12 protein-coding genes and 1 other RNA gene are annotated in these 18,307 nt (G+C 31.2%); 2 read left to right on the forward strand and 11 right to left on the reverse strand.

The window, feature by feature from the left end:
• Nucleotides 1-14: 14 nt before the first annotated feature.
• Nucleotides 15-1,856: an asparagine synthase (glutamine-hydrolyzing) gene (gene asnB, locus VIM70_RS17485; RefSeq protein WP_331947064.1), complete on the forward strand. Its 1,842-nt coding sequence runs from the start codon at nt 15-17 to the stop codon at nt 1,854-1,856.
• Nucleotides 1,857-1,932: 76 nt separating this feature from the next.
• On the opposite strand, the gene VIM70_RS17490 is transcribed toward asnB, so the two are convergent.
• The 4 genes from VIM70_RS17490 to VIM70_RS17505 form a co-directional block, all read right to left on the reverse strand.
• On the reverse strand, nt 1,933-3,081 hold the full coding sequence (locus VIM70_RS17490) for a glycosyl hydrolase family 18 protein (RefSeq protein ID WP_331947065.1): 1,149 nt from the start codon (nt 3,079-3,081) through the stop codon (nt 1,933-1,935).
• A gap of 515 nt (nt 3,082-3,596) precedes the next feature.
• Nucleotides 3,597-5,606 (reverse strand): ABC transporter ATP-binding protein, encoded by a 2,010-nt coding sequence (locus VIM70_RS17495; RefSeq protein WP_331947066.1) that lies wholly within the window; start codon nt 5,604-5,606, stop codon nt 3,597-3,599.
• Nucleotides 5,603-7,378: an ABC transporter ATP-binding protein gene (locus tag VIM70_RS17500; RefSeq protein WP_331947067.1), complete on the reverse strand. Its 1,776-nt coding sequence runs from the start codon at nt 7,376-7,378 to the stop codon at nt 5,603-5,605. The genes VIM70_RS17495 and VIM70_RS17500 overlap by 4 nt, the downstream gene beginning before the upstream one ends.
• Nucleotides 7,379-7,445: 67 nt before the next feature.
• The gene (locus VIM70_RS17505) at nt 7,446-7,886 is read right to left on the reverse strand and encodes a MarR family transcriptional regulator (protein ID WP_331947068.1); all 441 of its coding nucleotides are present in this window, start codon (nt 7,884-7,886) and stop codon (nt 7,446-7,448) included.
• A 385-nt stretch (nt 7,887-8,271) separates the two neighbouring features.
• Between VIM70_RS17505 and VIM70_RS17510 the strand changes: the two genes are divergently transcribed.
• Nucleotides 8,272-9,384 (forward strand): DUF362 domain-containing protein, encoded by a 1,113-nt coding sequence (locus tag VIM70_RS17510; protein ID WP_331947069.1) that lies wholly within the window; start codon nt 8,272-8,274, stop codon nt 9,382-9,384.
• Nucleotides 9,385-9,494: 110 nt separating this feature from the next.
• Here VIM70_RS17510 and VIM70_RS17515 read toward each other — a convergent pair whose 3' ends face one another.
• The 7 genes from VIM70_RS17515 to VIM70_RS17545 all read right to left on the reverse strand — a co-directional run bounded on the left by VIM70_RS17515 (nt 9,495) and on the right by VIM70_RS17545 (nt 18,269).
• Entirely contained in the window at nt 9,495-11,186 is a 1,692-nt protein-coding gene (locus VIM70_RS17515; RefSeq protein WP_331947070.1) for a methyl-accepting chemotaxis protein, read from the reverse strand.
• 210 nt (nt 11,187-11,396) lie between these two features.
• Nucleotides 11,397-12,134: a tRNA pseudouridine(38-40) synthase TruA gene (gene truA / locus VIM70_RS17520; RefSeq protein ID WP_331947071.1), complete on the reverse strand. Its 738-nt coding sequence runs from the start codon at nt 12,132-12,134 to the stop codon at nt 11,397-11,399.
• A 118-nt stretch (nt 12,135-12,252) separates the two neighbouring features.
• Nucleotides 12,253-13,617: a VWA-like domain-containing protein gene (locus tag VIM70_RS17525; protein WP_331947072.1), complete on the reverse strand. Its 1,365-nt coding sequence runs from the start codon at nt 13,615-13,617 to the stop codon at nt 12,253-12,255.
• Between the two features lie 8 nt (nt 13,618-13,625).
• A complete protein-coding gene (locus VIM70_RS17530; RefSeq protein ID WP_331947073.1) occupies nt 13,626-14,744 on the reverse strand; it encodes an ATP-binding protein in 1,119 nt (372 codons plus the stop codon).
• A 28-nt stretch (nt 14,745-14,772) separates the two neighbouring features.
• The gene (locus tag VIM70_RS17535) at nt 14,773-15,576 is read right to left on the reverse strand and encodes a hypothetical protein (RefSeq protein ID WP_331947074.1); all 804 of its coding nucleotides are present in this window, start codon (nt 15,574-15,576) and stop codon (nt 14,773-14,775) included.
• Nucleotides 15,577-15,734: 158 nt separating this feature from the next.
• Nucleotides 15,735-15,923, reverse strand: a non-coding RNA gene (gene ssrS, locus VIM70_RS17540) — 6S RNA.
• A 144-nt stretch (nt 15,924-16,067) separates the two neighbouring features.
• Entirely contained in the window at nt 16,068-18,269 is a 2,202-nt protein-coding gene (locus VIM70_RS17545; protein WP_414648725.1) for a HelD family protein, read from the reverse strand.
• Nucleotides 18,270-18,307: the final 38 nt, after the last annotated feature.

Below are 18,307 nucleotides of genomic sequence, written 5' to 3' on the forward strand. Positions count from 1 at the left end.
TAGGAGATGATAAAATGTGTGGCATTGCAGGATGGGTAAATTTATATGCAAGTATTGAAAAAGATGATAGAATACTTTTTAAAATGACTGATACCTTAAAAAAAAGAGGACCTGATGCTAGTGGTTTTCATTTTTCAAAACATGCTATTTTAGGCCATAGACGTCTTGTGGTTGTTGACCCTGAAGGTGGAGCACAACCAATGACAAAAAAAATAGGAAATAATACCTATACCATTGTTTATAATGGTGAGTTATATAATACCGAAGAAGTAAGGAAAATATTAAAAGAAAATGGATTTAGTTTTTCCTCCTATTCCGATACTGAAGTGCTTTTAATAGCCTATATCTTTTGGGGGGTCGAATGCGTTAAACATATAAATGGCATTTATGCCTTTGGGGTTTGGAATGAGCAACATCAAACATTATTTCTAGCAAGAGACCCCCTAGGAGTTAAACCTCTATTTTATACAATAAAAGATAATTCCTTAATCTTTGGATCTGAAATAAAAACTCTTTTAGCTCATCCATTGGTAGATCCAATTCTTGATAAACAAGGGCTTACTGAACTCTTTGGCTTTGGGCCTGCAAGACCTCTTGGTAGTGGAATCTTTAAAAATATAAAAGAATTACCACCTTCATTTAGCTTGATTTATAGTAAAGATGGCCTTAAAACTAAGGAATATTGGAAACTTACCGCTAAAGCTCATGATGAGAATTTAGCTACAACTGCGGAACACTTGCGTTCCTTGCTAGTAGATTCAATAGAAAGGCAGCTTGTTGCTGATGTTCCAGTGTGTACCTTTTTATCCGGTGGCCTTGACTCTAGTATAATTTCAGCCGTAGCTTCTTCATACTTTAAAAAGAATAATTTACCAAACTTAAACACTTATTCTATAGATTATGTTGATAATAGAAAGTTTTTTAAACCTACGGAATTTCAACCAAACACAGATGCAGACTGGATTTATAAAATGGTAGACTATATTGGATCAGATCATCACGATATACTAATTGATACACCTGAGCTAACATCATATCTTAAAGATGCAGTTGTTGCTACCGATTTGCCAGGTATGGCTGACGTAGATTCCTCATTATATCTATTTTGCAAAGAGGTAAGAAAAAAGTCTACAGTTGCATTATCTGGTGAGTGCGCAGATGAGCTCTTCGGTGGCTACCCATGGTTTAGACGTGAAGAAGATATAAATGCAACCACCTTTCCTTGGTCTAAATTTGTAAGTGATAGAAAAAGTATATTATCTCCAGACCTTCAAAATCTTCCGTTAGAGGAATATGTTCAAGAAAAATATGATGAAAGTCTTCGTAATGTTCCAGGACTTCCTGGTGAAAGTCCCAGAGAGCATAGAATGAGAGAATTATTCTATTTAAATATAAAATGGTTCATGATAACCTTGCTTACAAGAAAAGATAGAATGAGTATGGCTAGCGGCCTTGAGGTAAGAGTTCCTTTTGCAGACCAAAGACTTGTAGAATATGCCTATAATATTCCTATGGATATGAAATATTATAAAGATCGTGAAAAAGGAGTTCTACGTCAAGCTCTTACAGGACTGCTTCCAGATGATGTGCTTTGGCGGAAAAAGAGTCCGTATCCAAAAACCCATAACCCAGGCTATACTATAGCAGTTCAAAAGCTAATGAATGGCATAATAAATGATAAATCCTCACCTATTCTACAACTCATAGACAAAAAATATGTTCAGGAAATAGTTGATTCAGGTGGCAAATCATATGGTAAACCTTGGTATGGTCAACTTATGACGGGGCCACAACTTCTTGCTTATCTAGTCCAAGTAGATATTTGGCTTAGGGAATATAAGGTTATTTTAGAATAGGACAGTAAATACAAAATTAAAAGAAGAAGTTTCAAAAGAGACACTATAGAATTTTTTTCTACAGTGTCTCTTTTGTTTACTTTGTTATGTTAAACATATTAGATAATATATACCAAGTTGATGGAAAAGGTAGATTAATTGTCCAATAGAAAGCACCTCTTAAATTAAAGTCTTTTAATAGCTGGTATTTCCAGTAATGACTTAGTGCATCCTCAAACCATACTACATGATATTCTCTATTGAAATCAATATAATTCATATAAGGTTGTTTTGTTTCTACATCAAAATATATGCTTCCATTATGCAATCTTGCTAAATCCCATACTTGTGAAAGGGTAACAGTAGTTGCTATATTTTTTATACCATTAGATGTATTCCAATCATAGCCATAAAGAGTCATCCCCATAAGAATTTTATTAGCAGGTATGTTATTAGCTATTGCATAATCCAAAGACTGTTTTATATAATTAATTGGTGCAGTTGGTCTAGGTGACCCTTCACGCCAACCCCACTCGTAAGTCATGATGGCAGCAATATCAATATATGGTCCGAGAGCATTATAATCAAAAAAACCAGCCCACTCTTTTTCTGGCCAGTCTTGCCATTTAGGTGCAATATTTAAAACAAGTATTTTATTGTTTTTATGAAGTGCCTGCGAAAGTATGCGAATAAATTCAGTAAATAAATTTCTATCTACAGGATATAAGTTTTCAAAGTCTATATTTATGCCTTGTAAATCATATTTTTTAAGCAATTCAAGGATACCATTTACAAAATTATTTGTAACAACTGGATTTGATATAATAGTCCTAGCCAATTCGCTACTAAAATTGTTTTCACTCATGTTTGTTACCACAGGAAGAAAAGATATTTTCTTCTCGTAAGAAATTGTTAATATATCTATATCTATATCTTCTACTATATCGCCTGTTGCAATAACGTGGAAGTAATAAATCCCTAAGTAAGTGAATGATTGTCCTAGATTATCTATCAGAGAAATTGCATCTTTATAAGAAGGCGGAGTATAATATCCTAAAGTTTCTATAGTTGTTTTTGACTGTTGCATGTCATAAAGAGATTGTGTAGGAATAACTAAATTCATTCCTATTACTAATTTTTGGGGCTCTGTTAAGCCATTTATATTTACGATAGATTGACTAGATACGACATATTTTTGAGCTATAGAAAATATACTATCACCACTTCTAACATTGTAAATTTCCAAAGTATCACCTCATTTATTCTTTATATTATTAATATGTATAATAAAAGTGCATTATGATAAGGTAAGTTTGGAAATCAATTTTCAAACTATAGATATGATCGAATTAATTAATGTTCTTCAGCCAAACGCTCATAAAATTCAACCTCTTTTTTATATTTACCAGTTTAGATAGATAGTTGTATTATAAACATTATATCAAAAAACTTAAATTTTTATTATAATCATATGTATTATTTATATTGAATTGCACACAATAGTTATAAAATACATATTGTGAAAATTTATTTTATATATAAAAATAAATTTTAATTTAAAAGTAAAAAGGAGTCTATAATATATGTTGTCATTAATAGGTGGAATTGTTGTTATACTTATAATACTTAAAATCTTTCATATTATTTAACAAAAAAATTACAGTTTGATTTTACTCAACCTGTAATTTTTATTGCATAAGAGGGAAAACTGAAAACTTCACAAAAAAACACTGTAGATATTTTTTCTACAGTGTTTTTTATTTATATTACTTCATTATCTAGGTTTGCCCCACTAAACTGACTATTATAAAGATCTGCATAGAAGCCATTCTTGGCAAGAAGTTCATTATGGTTACCCATCTCAATGATGGTTCCCTTATTCATAACAAGAATTAACTCGGCGTCTCTAATCGTAGAAAGTCTATGTGCAATTACAAAACTTGTTCTGTTTTGCATTAGCTCTGTCATGGCAGTTTGTATATAAACTTCTGTTCTTGAGTCAACGCTGCTTGTAGCTTCATCAAGTATCATAATAGTTGGATTTGCAAGTATTGCCCTAGCTATAGTAAGAAGCTGTTTTTGACCTTGAGATATATTTGAAGCTTCTTCATTTAGTATTGTCTTATATCCATCAGGAAGGGTCTTAATAAAGTGATGAGCATGTGCTGCTCTTGCCGCTTTAATAACTTCATCCTCAGTTGCTCCCTCTCTGCCATAAGCGATATTTTCCATTATAGTTCCATTAAAGAGCCACGTGTCCTGAAGTACCATCCCAAACATACTACGTAATTCCCCACGTTTTATGTCTCTTATGTCCACTCCATCAACTGTAATTTTACCTGCATCTATTTCATAGAACCGCATAAGCAAGTTAACAAGAGTAGTTTTACCAGCACCTGTTGGTCCAACAATTGCAATTGTATGACCGCGTCTTACATCAAGGTTCATATCTGTAATAAGTGGTTCATCTGCTTTATAACTAAAGTTAACATGTTCAAACTTAACTTCACCCTTAGGTAATTCAATAACTTTAGCATTATTAGTTTCAACAACCTCTTCGACTTCATCTAATAATTCAAAAATACGTTCAGCTGAAGCTACTGTTGATTGAATAATATTTGCAATGTTTGCAGTTTGAACTATTGGTTGAGTAAACTGACTAGAATATTGGATAAAGGCTTGAATATTACCTATAGAAATTTTTCCTTGTGTTGCTAAATATCCACCAACAACGCAAACTACTACATAACCTATATTACTAACAAATCTCATCATAGGCATTATTATTCCTGATATAAACTGAGCTTTCCAACCTGCGTTATATAACCTGTCATTAATGCTCCTAAACTCTTCTATAGAATCCTTCTCATGTCCAAAGGATTTAACAATCTTGTGACCAGTATACATTTCCTCAACATGACCATTAAGTGCTCCAATTTCCTTTTGCTGAGCAGCAAAGAACTTTTGAGACCGTTTTGCAACAAAAGCTGTCACAAGGATGTATAGTGGTAAAGTTAAAATAACAACCAGTGTCATAATTGGGCTTATTGTGAGCATCATAATGACAATACCAACGATTGTAACAATAGCTGTAATAAGCTGAGTAAGACTTTGTTGAAGCGTTGTTGATATATTATCAACATCATTTGTAACACGACTTAATATCTCACCATGAGTTTTTGAGTCAAAGAATTTAAGTGGTAGCCTTGAAAGCTTATCTTCAACTTCTTTACGTAGGTTGTAAACAGTTTTCTGAGCAACTCCAGCCATTATATATTGTTGGAGGAAACCAAAAATAGTACTTACTACATATAATCCAAGTAATAAAAGAATAATATTTCGGATATATGTGAAATCTATCATTCCACCATTAATATCCATAATTTTTGAAATTCCTGCTTTAATTTGGGCGAGGCCATCAATTACTTTTGGACTTTTTGCAGCTGCTGGATTAGCTTTTAATAAAGCTGCTATCTTATCTTGCTGCACATGTAGTTGAATTAGCCCAAATTTACTCATTATACCTTCAAATAATTTATCTATGGCTTTTGCTGAAACCTTAGGTCCAACTATTGTAAAAACAGTACTAACTATTGCAAATATAAAAACTAAAATAAAATTAGTTCTTTGAGGTTTTAAATAACTTAAAAGCCTTTTTAATGTACCTTTGAAATCTTTTGCTTTAACTTTGGGCCCTGCGAAGGATCCCATTGGGCCTCCCCCCATGCCTCCTCTACGCGGTTGTTGTTTGTTCTTATTGTTTTCGCTCATGATAATTCCTCCTCTGAAAGCTGCGAAGATACAATCTCATGATATATCTTACAACTAGATAAAAGTTCCTTGTGAGTTCCCATGCCGCAAATAGCACCATCGTCTATTACTATAATTCTATCTGCGTCCATAACTGTTGCAACTCTTTGGGCAATGATTATTACTGTAGAATCCGCAGTTTCTTTTTTAAGTGCTGCACGTAGTTTTGCATCAGTTTTAAAATCAAGTGCTGAAAAACTATCATCAAAAATATATATTTCAGGTTTTCTAACTAATGCACGTGCTATAGATAGACGCTGTTTTTGTCCACCAGAAACATTCGTTCCTCCTTGGGCAATAAGATGGTCATATCCTTCTTTCGTTTCATTAATAAAGTCTGTAGCTTGTGCTACCGTTGCTGCATGCTGAATTTCCTCAGTAGTAGCATTACTCCTACCATATTTAATGTTTTCTGCAATAGTTCCTGTAAAGAGTACAGTATTTTGAGGAACAAAACCTATTTTAGAACGTAAACTTTCCTGGCTCATTTCGCGTACATCCACCCCATCAACCAATACCTGTCCACTAGTTGCATCATAAAAACGAGGTATTAAGTTTATAAGAGTTGATTTACCAGAACCTGTACCACCAATAATAGCTGTTGTCTCACCAGGTCTTGTACTAAATGATATGTTGCTAATAGCTGGTTGATCTGCACCTGGGTAGCTAAATGTTACATCCTTAAATTCAACAAATCCACTTTGTTTATCAGCCGATATAAATTTCTTTGGATCAATGATTTCAGGTTCCATTTCTAATACTTCATTTATTCTTATTGCAGATGCTTGTGCTCTTGGTATCATTATAAATACCATAGCAAGCATTAAGAATCCGAATAAAATTTGCATTCCGTATTGCATAAATGCTATTAATGAACCAACTTCCATACTTCCGGCATCTATTCTTTTACCACCGAACCATATAATACCAACTGTTGTTACATTCATAATTAACATCATTATTGGCAATAAAAACGCCATAATTTTATTAACTTTTACAGCATTATTCATAAGATCAGTGTTAGCATCATCAAATCTAGCTTTTTCAGTATCTATACGATTAAATGCACGTACAACTCTAATACCAGTAAGTGACTCACGTAACACAAGATTCAATTTATCTATTTTTACTTGCATTAATTTAAATAACGGCATTGCAAACTTAAGAGTTATTCCAATAATAATTCCAAGCAGTGGAATTACAACTGCGAAAATCCAAGTTAGTTGTGTATCTTCTCTTAAAGCCATAACAATACCACCTATAGCAGTTAGAGGTGCAAAAAGCATAATAGAAAATATCATTACTGTTGCTGTTTGAACCTGAGTAACGTCATTTGTAGTCCTTGTTATAAGTGTGGCAGTACCAACCTTATCGAACTCATGTAGTGAAAAGCCTTCAACTTTAGTAAACAATTTATTACGAATAATCCTACCAAGTCCTACAGAAGTTTTTGACGATAAGAATGCGGATATAACAGAGCATATAACACCACCTGCTGAAATTATCAGCATAATTATTCCTATTCTAATAATATAATCTGTCCCCTTATAAGATCCACTATATCCCAAAAATGAAATAGTTTGAACTACATTCTTTTGCACTATACCTTTATCAACTATATCTGCCATTAATGTTGGCAAATAAAGGTTAGCTAGTACTTGAGTAAAAATTAATATAACTATTGCTACTATCTGTAATGTGTACTGTTTTAGAAACCTAAATAATTTAATCAAAAATATCATCCCCATTCATTGTTATTACTAATCTTTATTGTCTTATATCTGTTGCTTTATTATGGCTTTATTTTTCTTGATAACTTAAAAGCTTCTTAAGTGTATCTAAACCTTCAAATATTTTATGAATTTCCTCTGCATTTCCCTTACTCATTACATTAGCAAGGTTTTTTTCAAACTGTCCATGGAAAATTTTATGCATATCTTTAAACTCTGGTGCTACAGTTACATAAACTACTCTCTTATCCTCATCGCTTCTTTCCCTTATTACCATCCCCTGCTTCTCAAGCCTGTCTATAATTCCAGATACTGTACTATTTGATAAGCAAAGTGCATTGCTAAGTTCAGTTATCTTCATCTTCTTTTTTTTACTTAAAAGTCCCAAAACCATACCTTGGGGCGCAGACATACCTGTATCATTAAGCACTTTGTGCATGCTATGTTTAAATAACTGCATAACCTCTTGAAAAAGTTTCGCAACTTCTATGCTTTCATTTAATGTTTCCACTTTATCACCACCTTGAAATGTATTTCGCGTACAAATGTTTCGTGTACGTTTATTTAGCTTACGAATCATATTATAATCCCATAAATATTATATGTCAATGCATATTTTAAAAATAAATGGGCACATGTTAAAGTATTCTACTCAAAGGGTTTATAGATATAAAATGTAAACTATTACAGCATTTTATATCTTATATTTCAAGTCATTAAAACCAAAAATTATTTTAGAAATAATGAAAACAAATAAAATTTAATCTCATAAACTAAAATATTATTAAACTATAAGCTATACAATAAAAAAGAAATAACAAGTTACAATATGTTATAATAATAGAATATGTGATTAAAATTTTATAAGATTATTAAAAGATCAAGGAGGTAAATTAATGGAAAAATCAAAAGTATACTTTACAAACTTAAGAACAAAACCAGGATATAATTTATTAGATAAACTTCAAAAACTTGTAGATGTGGCGGGTATTAAAAATATTGATTTTAAAGATAAATTTGTAGCTATAAAAATTCATTTTGGAGAACCTGGAAATCTTTCCTACATTAGACCAAACTACGCTGCGAGAATTGTTAAACTTGTTAAAGAGCTTGGTGGCAAACCTTTTCTTACTGATTCAAATACTTTATACTCAGGAAGAAGACATAACGCTATAGACCATATTGAATCTGCTATGGAAAATGGGTTTAATCCAATTTCAGTTGGCTGTAACTTAATTATAGCCGATGGGTTAAAGGGTGGAGATTATAGAGAAATTCCAATCCACCAAAAACATTGCAAAACTGCTAAAATAGGTTCTGCCATTGCAGATTCTGATGTAATTATTTCCATGACACATTTTAAAGGTCATGAAATGACCGGTTTTGGTGGAACATTAAAGAATTTAGGTATGGGATCAGGTTCAGTTGGAGGAAAACTTGAAATGCATTCTGCTTCAAAGCCATTTATGAAACATAATAAATGTGTAGCCTGTGGAAAGTGTATTCAAAATTGTTTACATGGAGCAATTTCCTTTGATGAAAATAAAAAAGCAATTATAGATTATGACAAATGCGTAGGTTGTGGCCAATGTGTTGCCGTATGTCGCTATGGATCCGCAACAATAAAGTGGAATGAATCTGCTGATAGTGCTAATGAAAAAATTGCAGAATATACTTATGCAGTTATTAAAGATAAACCAAATTTTCATATTAGCTTTATAATGAATGTTTCACCTAACTGTGACTGTTCGCCCGAAAACGATGTGGCAATTGTTCCAGATATAGGTATAGCAGCATCCTTTGACCCTGTAGCCCTAGATCAAGCCTGCGTTGATATGGTAAACAAAGCAACAGCATTATATGCAACTGAGCTTTCAGATAACCATTATCATGAAGGTGATGATAAATTTTCAAACATCCATCCTGATACAAATTGGAAAGTTGGAATAGATCATGCAAAATCTATTGGCTTTGGTACTGATGAGTATGAAATAGTAACAGTTCAATAAAACTGTATCGTGAAAAAGGAAAACACCAAAGTTTATAAAACTTTGGTGTTTTCCTTTTTATGAATAAAAATTATCAAAAATGATTTATTCAATCATTTTGAGACATTTATTTATACTTTAAATTTTTCAACCTCGCTATTTAAACCTTCCGCCATAGTATTTAGATCTTGGGCTGTAGTCGAAAGTTTTGTAATATTCTCTGATTGCTTTGTAGCAGCAGAAGAAATTTCTTCTGTAGAAGTTGATACTTCTCTTGATACCACTGCCAATTCTTGAGCTCTACTTTTAATAATGCCCTGTTCTTCTACTGAACTGGTCAAAGCTTTATATGCCTCATTCATCTGAGGGATCGTACTATTAACTTCATTTTGAATGCTTTTGAAAGAGTCTACAGTACCTTCAATAATTTTCATTTGATTACCAAGTTTCCCTGATAAAACTATTGTTAATTCTGAGACCTCGGACGTTCCATTATCTACTAATTGGATAAGCTCATTTATATTCATTGATGATTCTAGTACCTGCTTTGAAAGTTTTCTTATTTCTTCTGCAACAACAGCAAAACCTTTTCCAGCTTCTCCTGCTCTAGCAGCCTCAATTGCAGCATTTAATGCAAGAAGATTAGTCTGCTCAGCCACGTTATTTATTACATTTGTTATTTCACTTATTTTACCCACATTAGTGCCAAGATACTTAATTCCTTTTTCTGTAAGCCCAAAAGAATTCTGTACATCATGTATGGATTCAACTAATTCATGAAGCTTAATTGCCCCATTATCAGCGCTCCCTTTAATTTCTACTGTACTTTCAGATAGTAATTTTACTTTAACCTGAATATCATCTAATCTTTGGCCAAATCTATCTATTACTACTGCAATCTCACTAATATTTGTGGTTTGTTCTGCCATACCTTTAAACACACCATTTATAGCTTGAGATACCTCCTCACTAGAGGCTGCTGCTTCTTGCCCCGAAGCTGTTAAATCGAAGGATATATTATTAAGACCTGAAACAGTATCTTTTATACGTGATATAGTGTTTTTTAAAATATGCACGCTTTTATTAAGCCCATCCGTAAGTTTTTTTATCTCATCTTTATTTTTGCTCTCAAAACTCACTGTTAAATCACCGCGCGCGAAATATTCAAGTTTATCTACAATTCTAATTAGTGGCATGGATATACTTTTAGAAATTATAATTCCAATCACTAACGCTAATACCTGAATTCCTAGAGATATAGCTAATGTCGAAATAATAGACGCCCGTATTACACTGTACATATTCGCAAGAGATATTCCAATATTAAGTGTTCCCACTATTTTAGAATTATCATAAAAAGGTGTTGATACGTTGTAAACCTTAGTTCCGTCTGGAGCATTAAATATGAAACCTTCAGTCTTTGCTTCTGTTACTACTGTGGAAACGTTTCCCTGCTTGGTAGCCGCTGATACTGTATCTGTGCTTGAGCTACTCTTTGTTACATTATTATTAGCAGTGGCGGCCACATCATCACTGCTAACAATCATCTTCATATTTGTATCAACTAGAGACACATAATTAATGTTACCATTTCCCTCTTTCTTCACCTCTGAAATTATAGCTGCTATCTTATCTTTTTCGGTTAAGCTATATCCCTTTATTTTACTACTAACAGTCCCTATTAAGGTTGTCCCATCGTATTTCATTTGACTTGTTACCGCTGATTGAACTGTAAAGTATGATATTATTACAAAAGTTATCGTACACAAAGATGTAAGGAATATAATAGTTGCAAGTATTTTTTTCTTCTGAGAATTAAACATTTCATCCCCCCATTTATAAATTACTATTAGCCCACCAGTTCATTTTATAATACTTATAAAATTCTAATTAAATACATAATTTTAATATCTACACAAATTATTGTAATTCTACATATACTTTGAAAATCCTCTATTTAATTCAATATATTATGAAATATTTACATAACCTTCCTACCAATGCTATAACAATAAACCTATTGACATTTAATATTAATATTCAACATTTCTTAAAGATAATCCTTTTGCCTTAGCCATTGGAATATATTCTGACGCAGTTTCTTCATTTAACAATTTTTCTATATCCAATGCCTTAATTTTTCCTTTACCTACTTCTAGAAGGCTTCCTATAGTAATTCTTACCATATTCCATAAGAACTCATCTGCATTAATTTCTATTTCAACAATGCCGTTTTTTTCTGATATATTTATATAATTAATAGTTTTAATTGTAGATTTATTACTCGTAGCTGCTGTGGCTAAATACTGAAAGTCATGAGTCCCAACTAAAGACTCTGCTGTAATTCTCATTTGTTCTAAATTAAGTTTTACCTCAGAATGATACACATATTTTCTATTAAACACATCTCTTAATTCATTATTATTTATTTTGTACACATAAGTTATTGATTTTATGTTATACCCCGCATGGAATTTTTCACTTGCTTCTACTATTGATTTTACTTCTATATCCGTTGGTAAAAACTCATGTAGATAATCCAGCATAGCTTCTATACTTAAGTCACAATTAGTATGAAAGTTAGCCATATAATTCTCAGCATGTACCCCTACATCACTTCTTTCACAACCTGAAACTTGTATAATCTCACCCGCCATTTCAGATAATGTTTTTTCTATTTTACCTTGAACTGTTAAATCGTTATCTCCTTGTTTTTGCCATCCTTTATATCTACTTCCATCATATTCTAATATCATCTTTAAATTTTTCATATATATCCGCCTTTAACTTATTTTATTATTTAATTTTATTCCATGAACACTTTAATTATATCTTTGCTATTGAGATAAAGCTATTACATAATTCGTGTTGGTTTCATACTTTATCTACCTAATATATTGGCTCATGGCTATTCATAGAAAATCCATCAACCATTATATCTAATCTTTCTTCATTATCCTCTATTATCTCTACAGGTTTTAGTCTTTTTAACGTCCCAATTGGTTCCCTTAATGAAAGTTTATCTCCACGTCCTGATATAACCCATAATACCTTGTAACCTTTTGGCATTACACCTAGAGTTTCTTCCCCTTTTCCATCCGTAAAATATATTAATATGTTGGTATCAGTATTGTTTACATACTTAAACACCGGTGTAAATTTTGTACCACCGCGACTACTACAGCGTTTTCTTATACTATTAAAGGATTTAACCTTATATACTTGCCTTATTTGCGAGTCACATTCTATTAATGTTATTTCATGCTTATAGGTTTTTACAATATTAAAAACCTCCTTTATTGCTCCATGAAATTCCTCGTCACTTATGCTACCACTTATGTCAATTGCCAGTGTGATTTTAGCTGTATGTCCACTAAGTTCTCCTCTTAAATCTAATCTATTAGGTTGACGTCTACTTCTCCTTGATACAGTCTTTTTTTTATCACTTTCCAATGTTCCCATTATTTTTTTTATAAATAAATTCCAAGGAATTTCTCCTTTTTCACTCTTAAGTCCCTTGAGAATACCCTCTAAATAAAGAGGAACTTTTCCCTTCTCTGCAAATGCTGCAAATTTTTGAGTGAAATTCTCAAGGTTCTCCTCATCTCCCTCTATGGACTCTTCCCATAGATCATGAGTTTTAGAGACATCATATTCTTTTTCTATACTCTCCTCCTTAGATTCATCCTCTTCACTCTCATCCTCTTCTTCTAATAGGTCTAGTGCTCCTTGAATGGTCTTTGCATAAGACTCCATAGTCATATAAGGTTGTAAATTCAATTTATACTTAAAATTTATCCCGTCTATTGTTGTAGCAAATGGTGGCAGATAATCTATAAATTGATTTACTACTATATCCATCGCCATATTAATAGCAAGCGAACTATATTTTGTTTTAAGACCCTTAACGCGATTTAAATGAAAGGACAATACGTGATAAATCTCATGTTTAATAGTGCTCTTCATCTGATCCGCTGAGAGATTTAAAAATATATATGGATTAAAATAAATAACATACCTGGATAATTTAAAATTTACAGCTGTAGGCGTAGTTATATCATATTTTACCTCTCTAGACATTTGAAGCAGAAAATACCCATAAAAGTTTTCATTATCTTCTATGAGCATAAAATTAACTATAGTAACAAGTCTTAAGAAATCTTCTGTAAAATCCTTTGGCATATCTTTTATACTTTTTACATTAGAAATTTCGTCATAAAGTTTACTTTTAAGACTTTCAAATTTTCTCCCCATAATTCCACCTAGCCTTTTATCTCATTATAAGCCTTAAAATACATTTCAATAAAAGCATCATTTTTAAGACATAACTTATAGACATTATTAGTGTTTTCTTTCATATCCTGCATAATCCCTATACCTAAGTCTACAGGATAAAACCCCAGGAATTCTACAAATCTATTTATATGATTATTTAAAATTTCTTTCTTATCTAGAATGTTCAAAATATTCTTTGCAATTAGATATAATCTAGTATGGCTTTCTTTTTTTAATCTTGATACTATATCTAAAGATAATTTCTCATCGGCAAATACATCGTCATAGGTAATTAGAGGTTTATTATCTTCCTGTGCAAATGCCATAAATTCATGTGCTATATTATTACCTAAATTTCCTTTTAGTATATTCAAAAATATCCTTTTATGAATTGTATCTTTATTTTCTTTATAAATTTTATAAATTTTAGAAACCCGTTCATAACTTCTCGGGGTTGCTGTTATTTGCTCATCCTTTTGATTACTAAGTAAATATTCTGGGAAAGTAGATATAAATTCAATAACCTTTGGTTCTAGGTCATTTGTTGTAGCCCAGGTCAGCCATACTAATGAATCACATTCCATATTTAATAAAACAAATCTATTTTCTTGCGCAGCATCCATATCAACTACTTGATAATCGAAATCCTCCCCATATTTACTAGAAGGATTCATCGCAGCTAAAATTTTTACTTTTTCATTAAGCTTATATCCGTTTATCTCTCTATTAAGAATAAGATTCATAAGTTCCTGTTGAACCGTATGCTCACAACGATTTATTTCATCAATAAATAGAAATACCTCTTTGCCTTCCCTTATTAAACTATCTATTTCTTGTAACTTTGTGTGAACTGCGTAAACAGTATTTTTAGAGCGTACTTCCTTACCGTAAGCATCTTTAAAACTATAATTCTCAACTGTTGGTAGGCCACCTATTTCTCCTTCTTTTAAAAGATTTCCATCTATAGTAACAAGGCTCCAGCCTTTTATATTTGCAAGTGTTTTCGCTAATGCAGTTTTTCCTATACCACTTTCACCTACAATTAAAGGTACTTCATTCGTTTGTATAACAAGATCTACACTTTGCATTGTATCCTTAAAATTCATAATTTATCCCTTCTAATCATATTCAGTTCTATATCGTATTAAGTTTTTCATCAACTGCTATTCTTTTACAAGTTTCACTGCCATATTTATAAATAAAGATAATTTTATCCATAGATATATTTTCATATTTTTCATTTATACTTTCACAATTTATAAAATTTCTTACATATTTTTCTGATACTTCTTCTTTAGATAAAACCTCTTTAAAAGCCTGTTCAACAACATCCCTTGGTAAGTCGTTAATAAAATATTTCATTACCAAAACATTATGTTTTAAAAACAATATTTTTTTATTTTCATCTATATTTACTATGAATTTTATTGCAGCTTCATTTTCAGTAATTGCCAATATTTCTGCACTTAAAGTCGCATTTTCTATATATCTTAAAGCATTATAATTTATTTTTATAGCTAAAAGCTGTACTTCTTCAATTGGGTCTTCTATGTATTTTATAGCGTCATAATCTTTTTCTATAGCTAATTTTTGAAGTAACACACTTGGCTTTATGGCATATTTTATTGCATAACCCTTTTGCGCTATACCTGCTTTTATCAACTCTTCATTAGGATTTTCAATATATTGCAAATTATTCCAAATATTTGACACAACATATTTGCTCATATCATAAGTTGGATTTTCTATAAATTCAATTGCCCTTGAATTGCTTTTTATCGCCATTTCCTGCATTTCTTTTGTAGGCTTTCTTAAATAGCGTATCATTATTCCATCTTTCTTTATAGCCATGATTTTCATTTCATCACTGGGGTTTTCAATGTTTTTTATAACAATTGGGTTACTCTCTATCATTTTAAGTATTTTATCTTCTCTCATCTAATAACACCTCTATATTTGGCACCACATACTTTTTGTTTCTAAAATGCCTTATTAATATAGAGTAATTATACCATAAGAAATGTAATTCATAATTTATATCAAAATAAAAAAAGAGATATCTCTATCTCTTTCATGAATTAATCAAAACTTTAAATTTATAATCCAAAATACCGTTGCCCCAATTTTTACACCTATCTTTTCGATAGGTGGGTGTCCTCAGAGATGTTTAACAGTCCTTGCCAATTAGAAATTGGTCTTATAGGTCAAATCCACACCTAGATCTTGAACTCCCGTATTAATACTGTAGGTTGAAAATAAGAGCTTCACGAATATCTCAGAAACATTAGTTTATAAATTTTTGAATACGTTTAATTTCTGTTTATAATTTTATTATATCAGAATTAAAATAAATTTCAATAGTATTTTATGGATTTTCTAAATTAATTATAAACGAAATAATATCTTTCTTTTGTTTTTGTTTTTAAAATCTACATTAGTTTTTTTTGAACCACATGAAGTTCATGTAATGCTCTAGTTGCCATAACATATCTAAGTTTATCTTCTTGTTTATATTCACTAAACAGACTATTAGCTTTAGCTTCAGCTATATCACTCGGCTGATTTAATACCATGATAACTGCATCAAACTCTAAGCCTTTGGCAAAATATGAAGGAAGCACCACAATTCCGCTATGATATATCGCATTTTCTTTGTCTATAATTTTAACACCCGTAATTTCATTAATTAACTCAAAGATTTTTTCTGTTTCTTTTATATCTTTGCAGATAATAGCAATATTCTCAAAAGTCTTGCTTTTAAAATCTTCAACTTTTTTAAGAATAAATTCTTTAAGTTCATCTTCATCAGTAATGAATTTTTCCGTTACTATTTCACCATTTCGTACTAAGGGAACAATAGGCTCTGCATTCAGATATTTATTAGCATACTCCATAATCTCCTTCGTTGACCTATAGCTAGTGTTTAACCTAAACTCCTGAACATTACAATGTGGAAGTATGTTTTTCAAATCGTGCATAGGTAGCTTTCCCTCATATGGTATTAATCTTTGATTGCTATCTCCAACTATGGTTAAGGAAGAACATCTTGTTAATTCCTTTATTACTAAGAATTGAAGTTGATTATAATCCTGAGCTTCATCTATTACTACATGTTTTATTTCCTCAGAGATTTTTATTCCTTCTAGCCTAATTTTAAAGTATAATATACCACCTAAATCATTTTCAGTTAATCTTTTATATCCATTAATTTTGTTGTACAAATCAACACAGTTTCCATTATCAAGCCATGTAAGGCTTGATTTTAGTTCTAATACCGCTTTAATAACCTCTCTAATTTTAAGCCTTCTATTAAAATCTAAATCATTTATTTTATAACCCTGCTCAACCTCTGAAAAAGACGATACAGTTTTTTCATATTCCTTTTGTATAAATCTAACTTTTTCATCTCTAGCATCACTAATCTTAGAATAAATAATTCTTTTAATTTTCTTACTTCTTCTAAATATGGGCATAGTTTTATAATGAGTATTAAACATTTCCATTATGTCTTTTTTAGATAAAACTAATTCCTTCATAAAGAATAAATCTTCTATTTTAAAATATTCTTTGTCCAATTTTTCAATTTCGTCATCAAGAAAACTCTTAAACCCTATAGAATTTTTATACTTAATATCCTGCGCAAATTCTTTTTCCCCACTAAGCACTTTTTCCATGTATTCCTTTAGACTCATTACTTCCTTAAGCTCCAAAATATCAAAGGCGAAATCCCTAAAGGTTGTTTGCTTAACTCCTGATTCTCCAAGGCTTGGTAGAACTGTTGATATATATTCGATAAACACATTATTAGGACCTAATATTAGAACCTTATCTTCAAGTATTTTTCTATAATTATAAAGCAAATATGCTACTCGATGAAGAGCAATAGTAGTTTTACCACTACCCGCAACGCCATCCACTACAATAGTTTTTGTTCTTGGTTGCCTTATTAAATCATCCTGTTCCTTTTGTATTGTCATTATTATATCTTTAAGCTTTTCTTCCGCATTACTACTAAGCACCATTTGGAGTATTTCATCTTTTATATCTAATGCTGAGTCAAACATTCCAGTAAGCTTTTCTTTTTTTATAATAAATTGTCTTTTAGCTAAAATATTTACTTGTATTTTCTGCTTAGGAGCATCATAAAAAGCTTCTCCAAGAGCTCCAGTATAAAATAAAGATGCAACCGGAGCTCTCCAATCTACTATTAAAGGTTCAAAGGTATTCTCTGGAGTAACTCCAAATCTTCCTACATACATTTTACTAATACCATAATCCTCTTCTGAGAAATCTATTCTTCCGAAATAAGGAACGCTTTTGAGTGCAGTTAATTCCTTAAGTCTTCTATCAATAGTTTTGAAGGCCTCTTCCTTTACAAATATTTCATGATCAAAATATTCTATTACCATATCTTCATCATCTCTATAGTCTTCAATTACCTTTTTCCTATATTCTAAAATATATTTTGAGATTTCCTTTCTTTTTTCAATGTAATTTAGAATTTCTTCACTAATGATTTCACAAGCTTCCTTTAATTTTTCTACTTCTATGTTAAATTCTAGTTGCTTCTTTAATTCAACCTCTACCAGGCTCGCATCAATATCAATTTCATTATTAATCAAATCTATCACCCCATTAAAACCATCATATTTTTTAATTCTATATTAAA

Origin of the sequence: Clostridium sp., from assembly GCF_036569345.1 — a bacterium.
GTDB lineage: Bacteria > Bacillota > Clostridia > Clostridiales > Clostridiaceae > Clostridium_AD.

Bases quoted from the DNA above. Each gene is read 5' to 3' on its own strand.
- VIM70_RS17535 (WP_331947074.1), bottom strand. From the start codon at position 15,576: ATGAGAGAAGATAAAATACTTAAAATGATAGAGAGTAACCCAATTGTT.
- VIM70_RS17495 (WP_331947066.1), bottom strand. From the start codon at position 5,606: ATGAGCGAAAACAATAAGAACAAACAACAACCGCGTAGAGGAGGCATG.
- VIM70_RS17530 (WP_331947073.1), bottom strand. From the start codon at position 14,744: ATGAATTTTAAGGATACAATGCAAAGTGTAGATCTTGTTATACAAACG.
- truA (WP_331947071.1), bottom strand. From the start codon at position 12,134: ATGAAAAATTTAAAGATGATATTAGAATATGATGGAAGTAGATATAAA.
- VIM70_RS17510 (WP_331947069.1), top strand. From the start codon at position 8,272: ATGGAAAAATCAAAAGTATACTTTACAAACTTAAGAACAAAACCAGGA.
- VIM70_RS17525 (WP_331947072.1), bottom strand. From the start codon at position 13,617: ATGGGGAGAAAATTTGAAAGTCTTAAAAGTAAACTTTATGACGAAATT.
- asnB (WP_331947064.1), top strand. From the start codon at position 15: ATGTGTGGCATTGCAGGATGGGTAAATTTATATGCAAGTATTGAAAAA.
- VIM70_RS17515 (WP_331947070.1), bottom strand. From the start codon at position 11,186: ATGTTTAATTCTCAGAAGAAAAAAATACTTGCAACTATTATATTCCTT.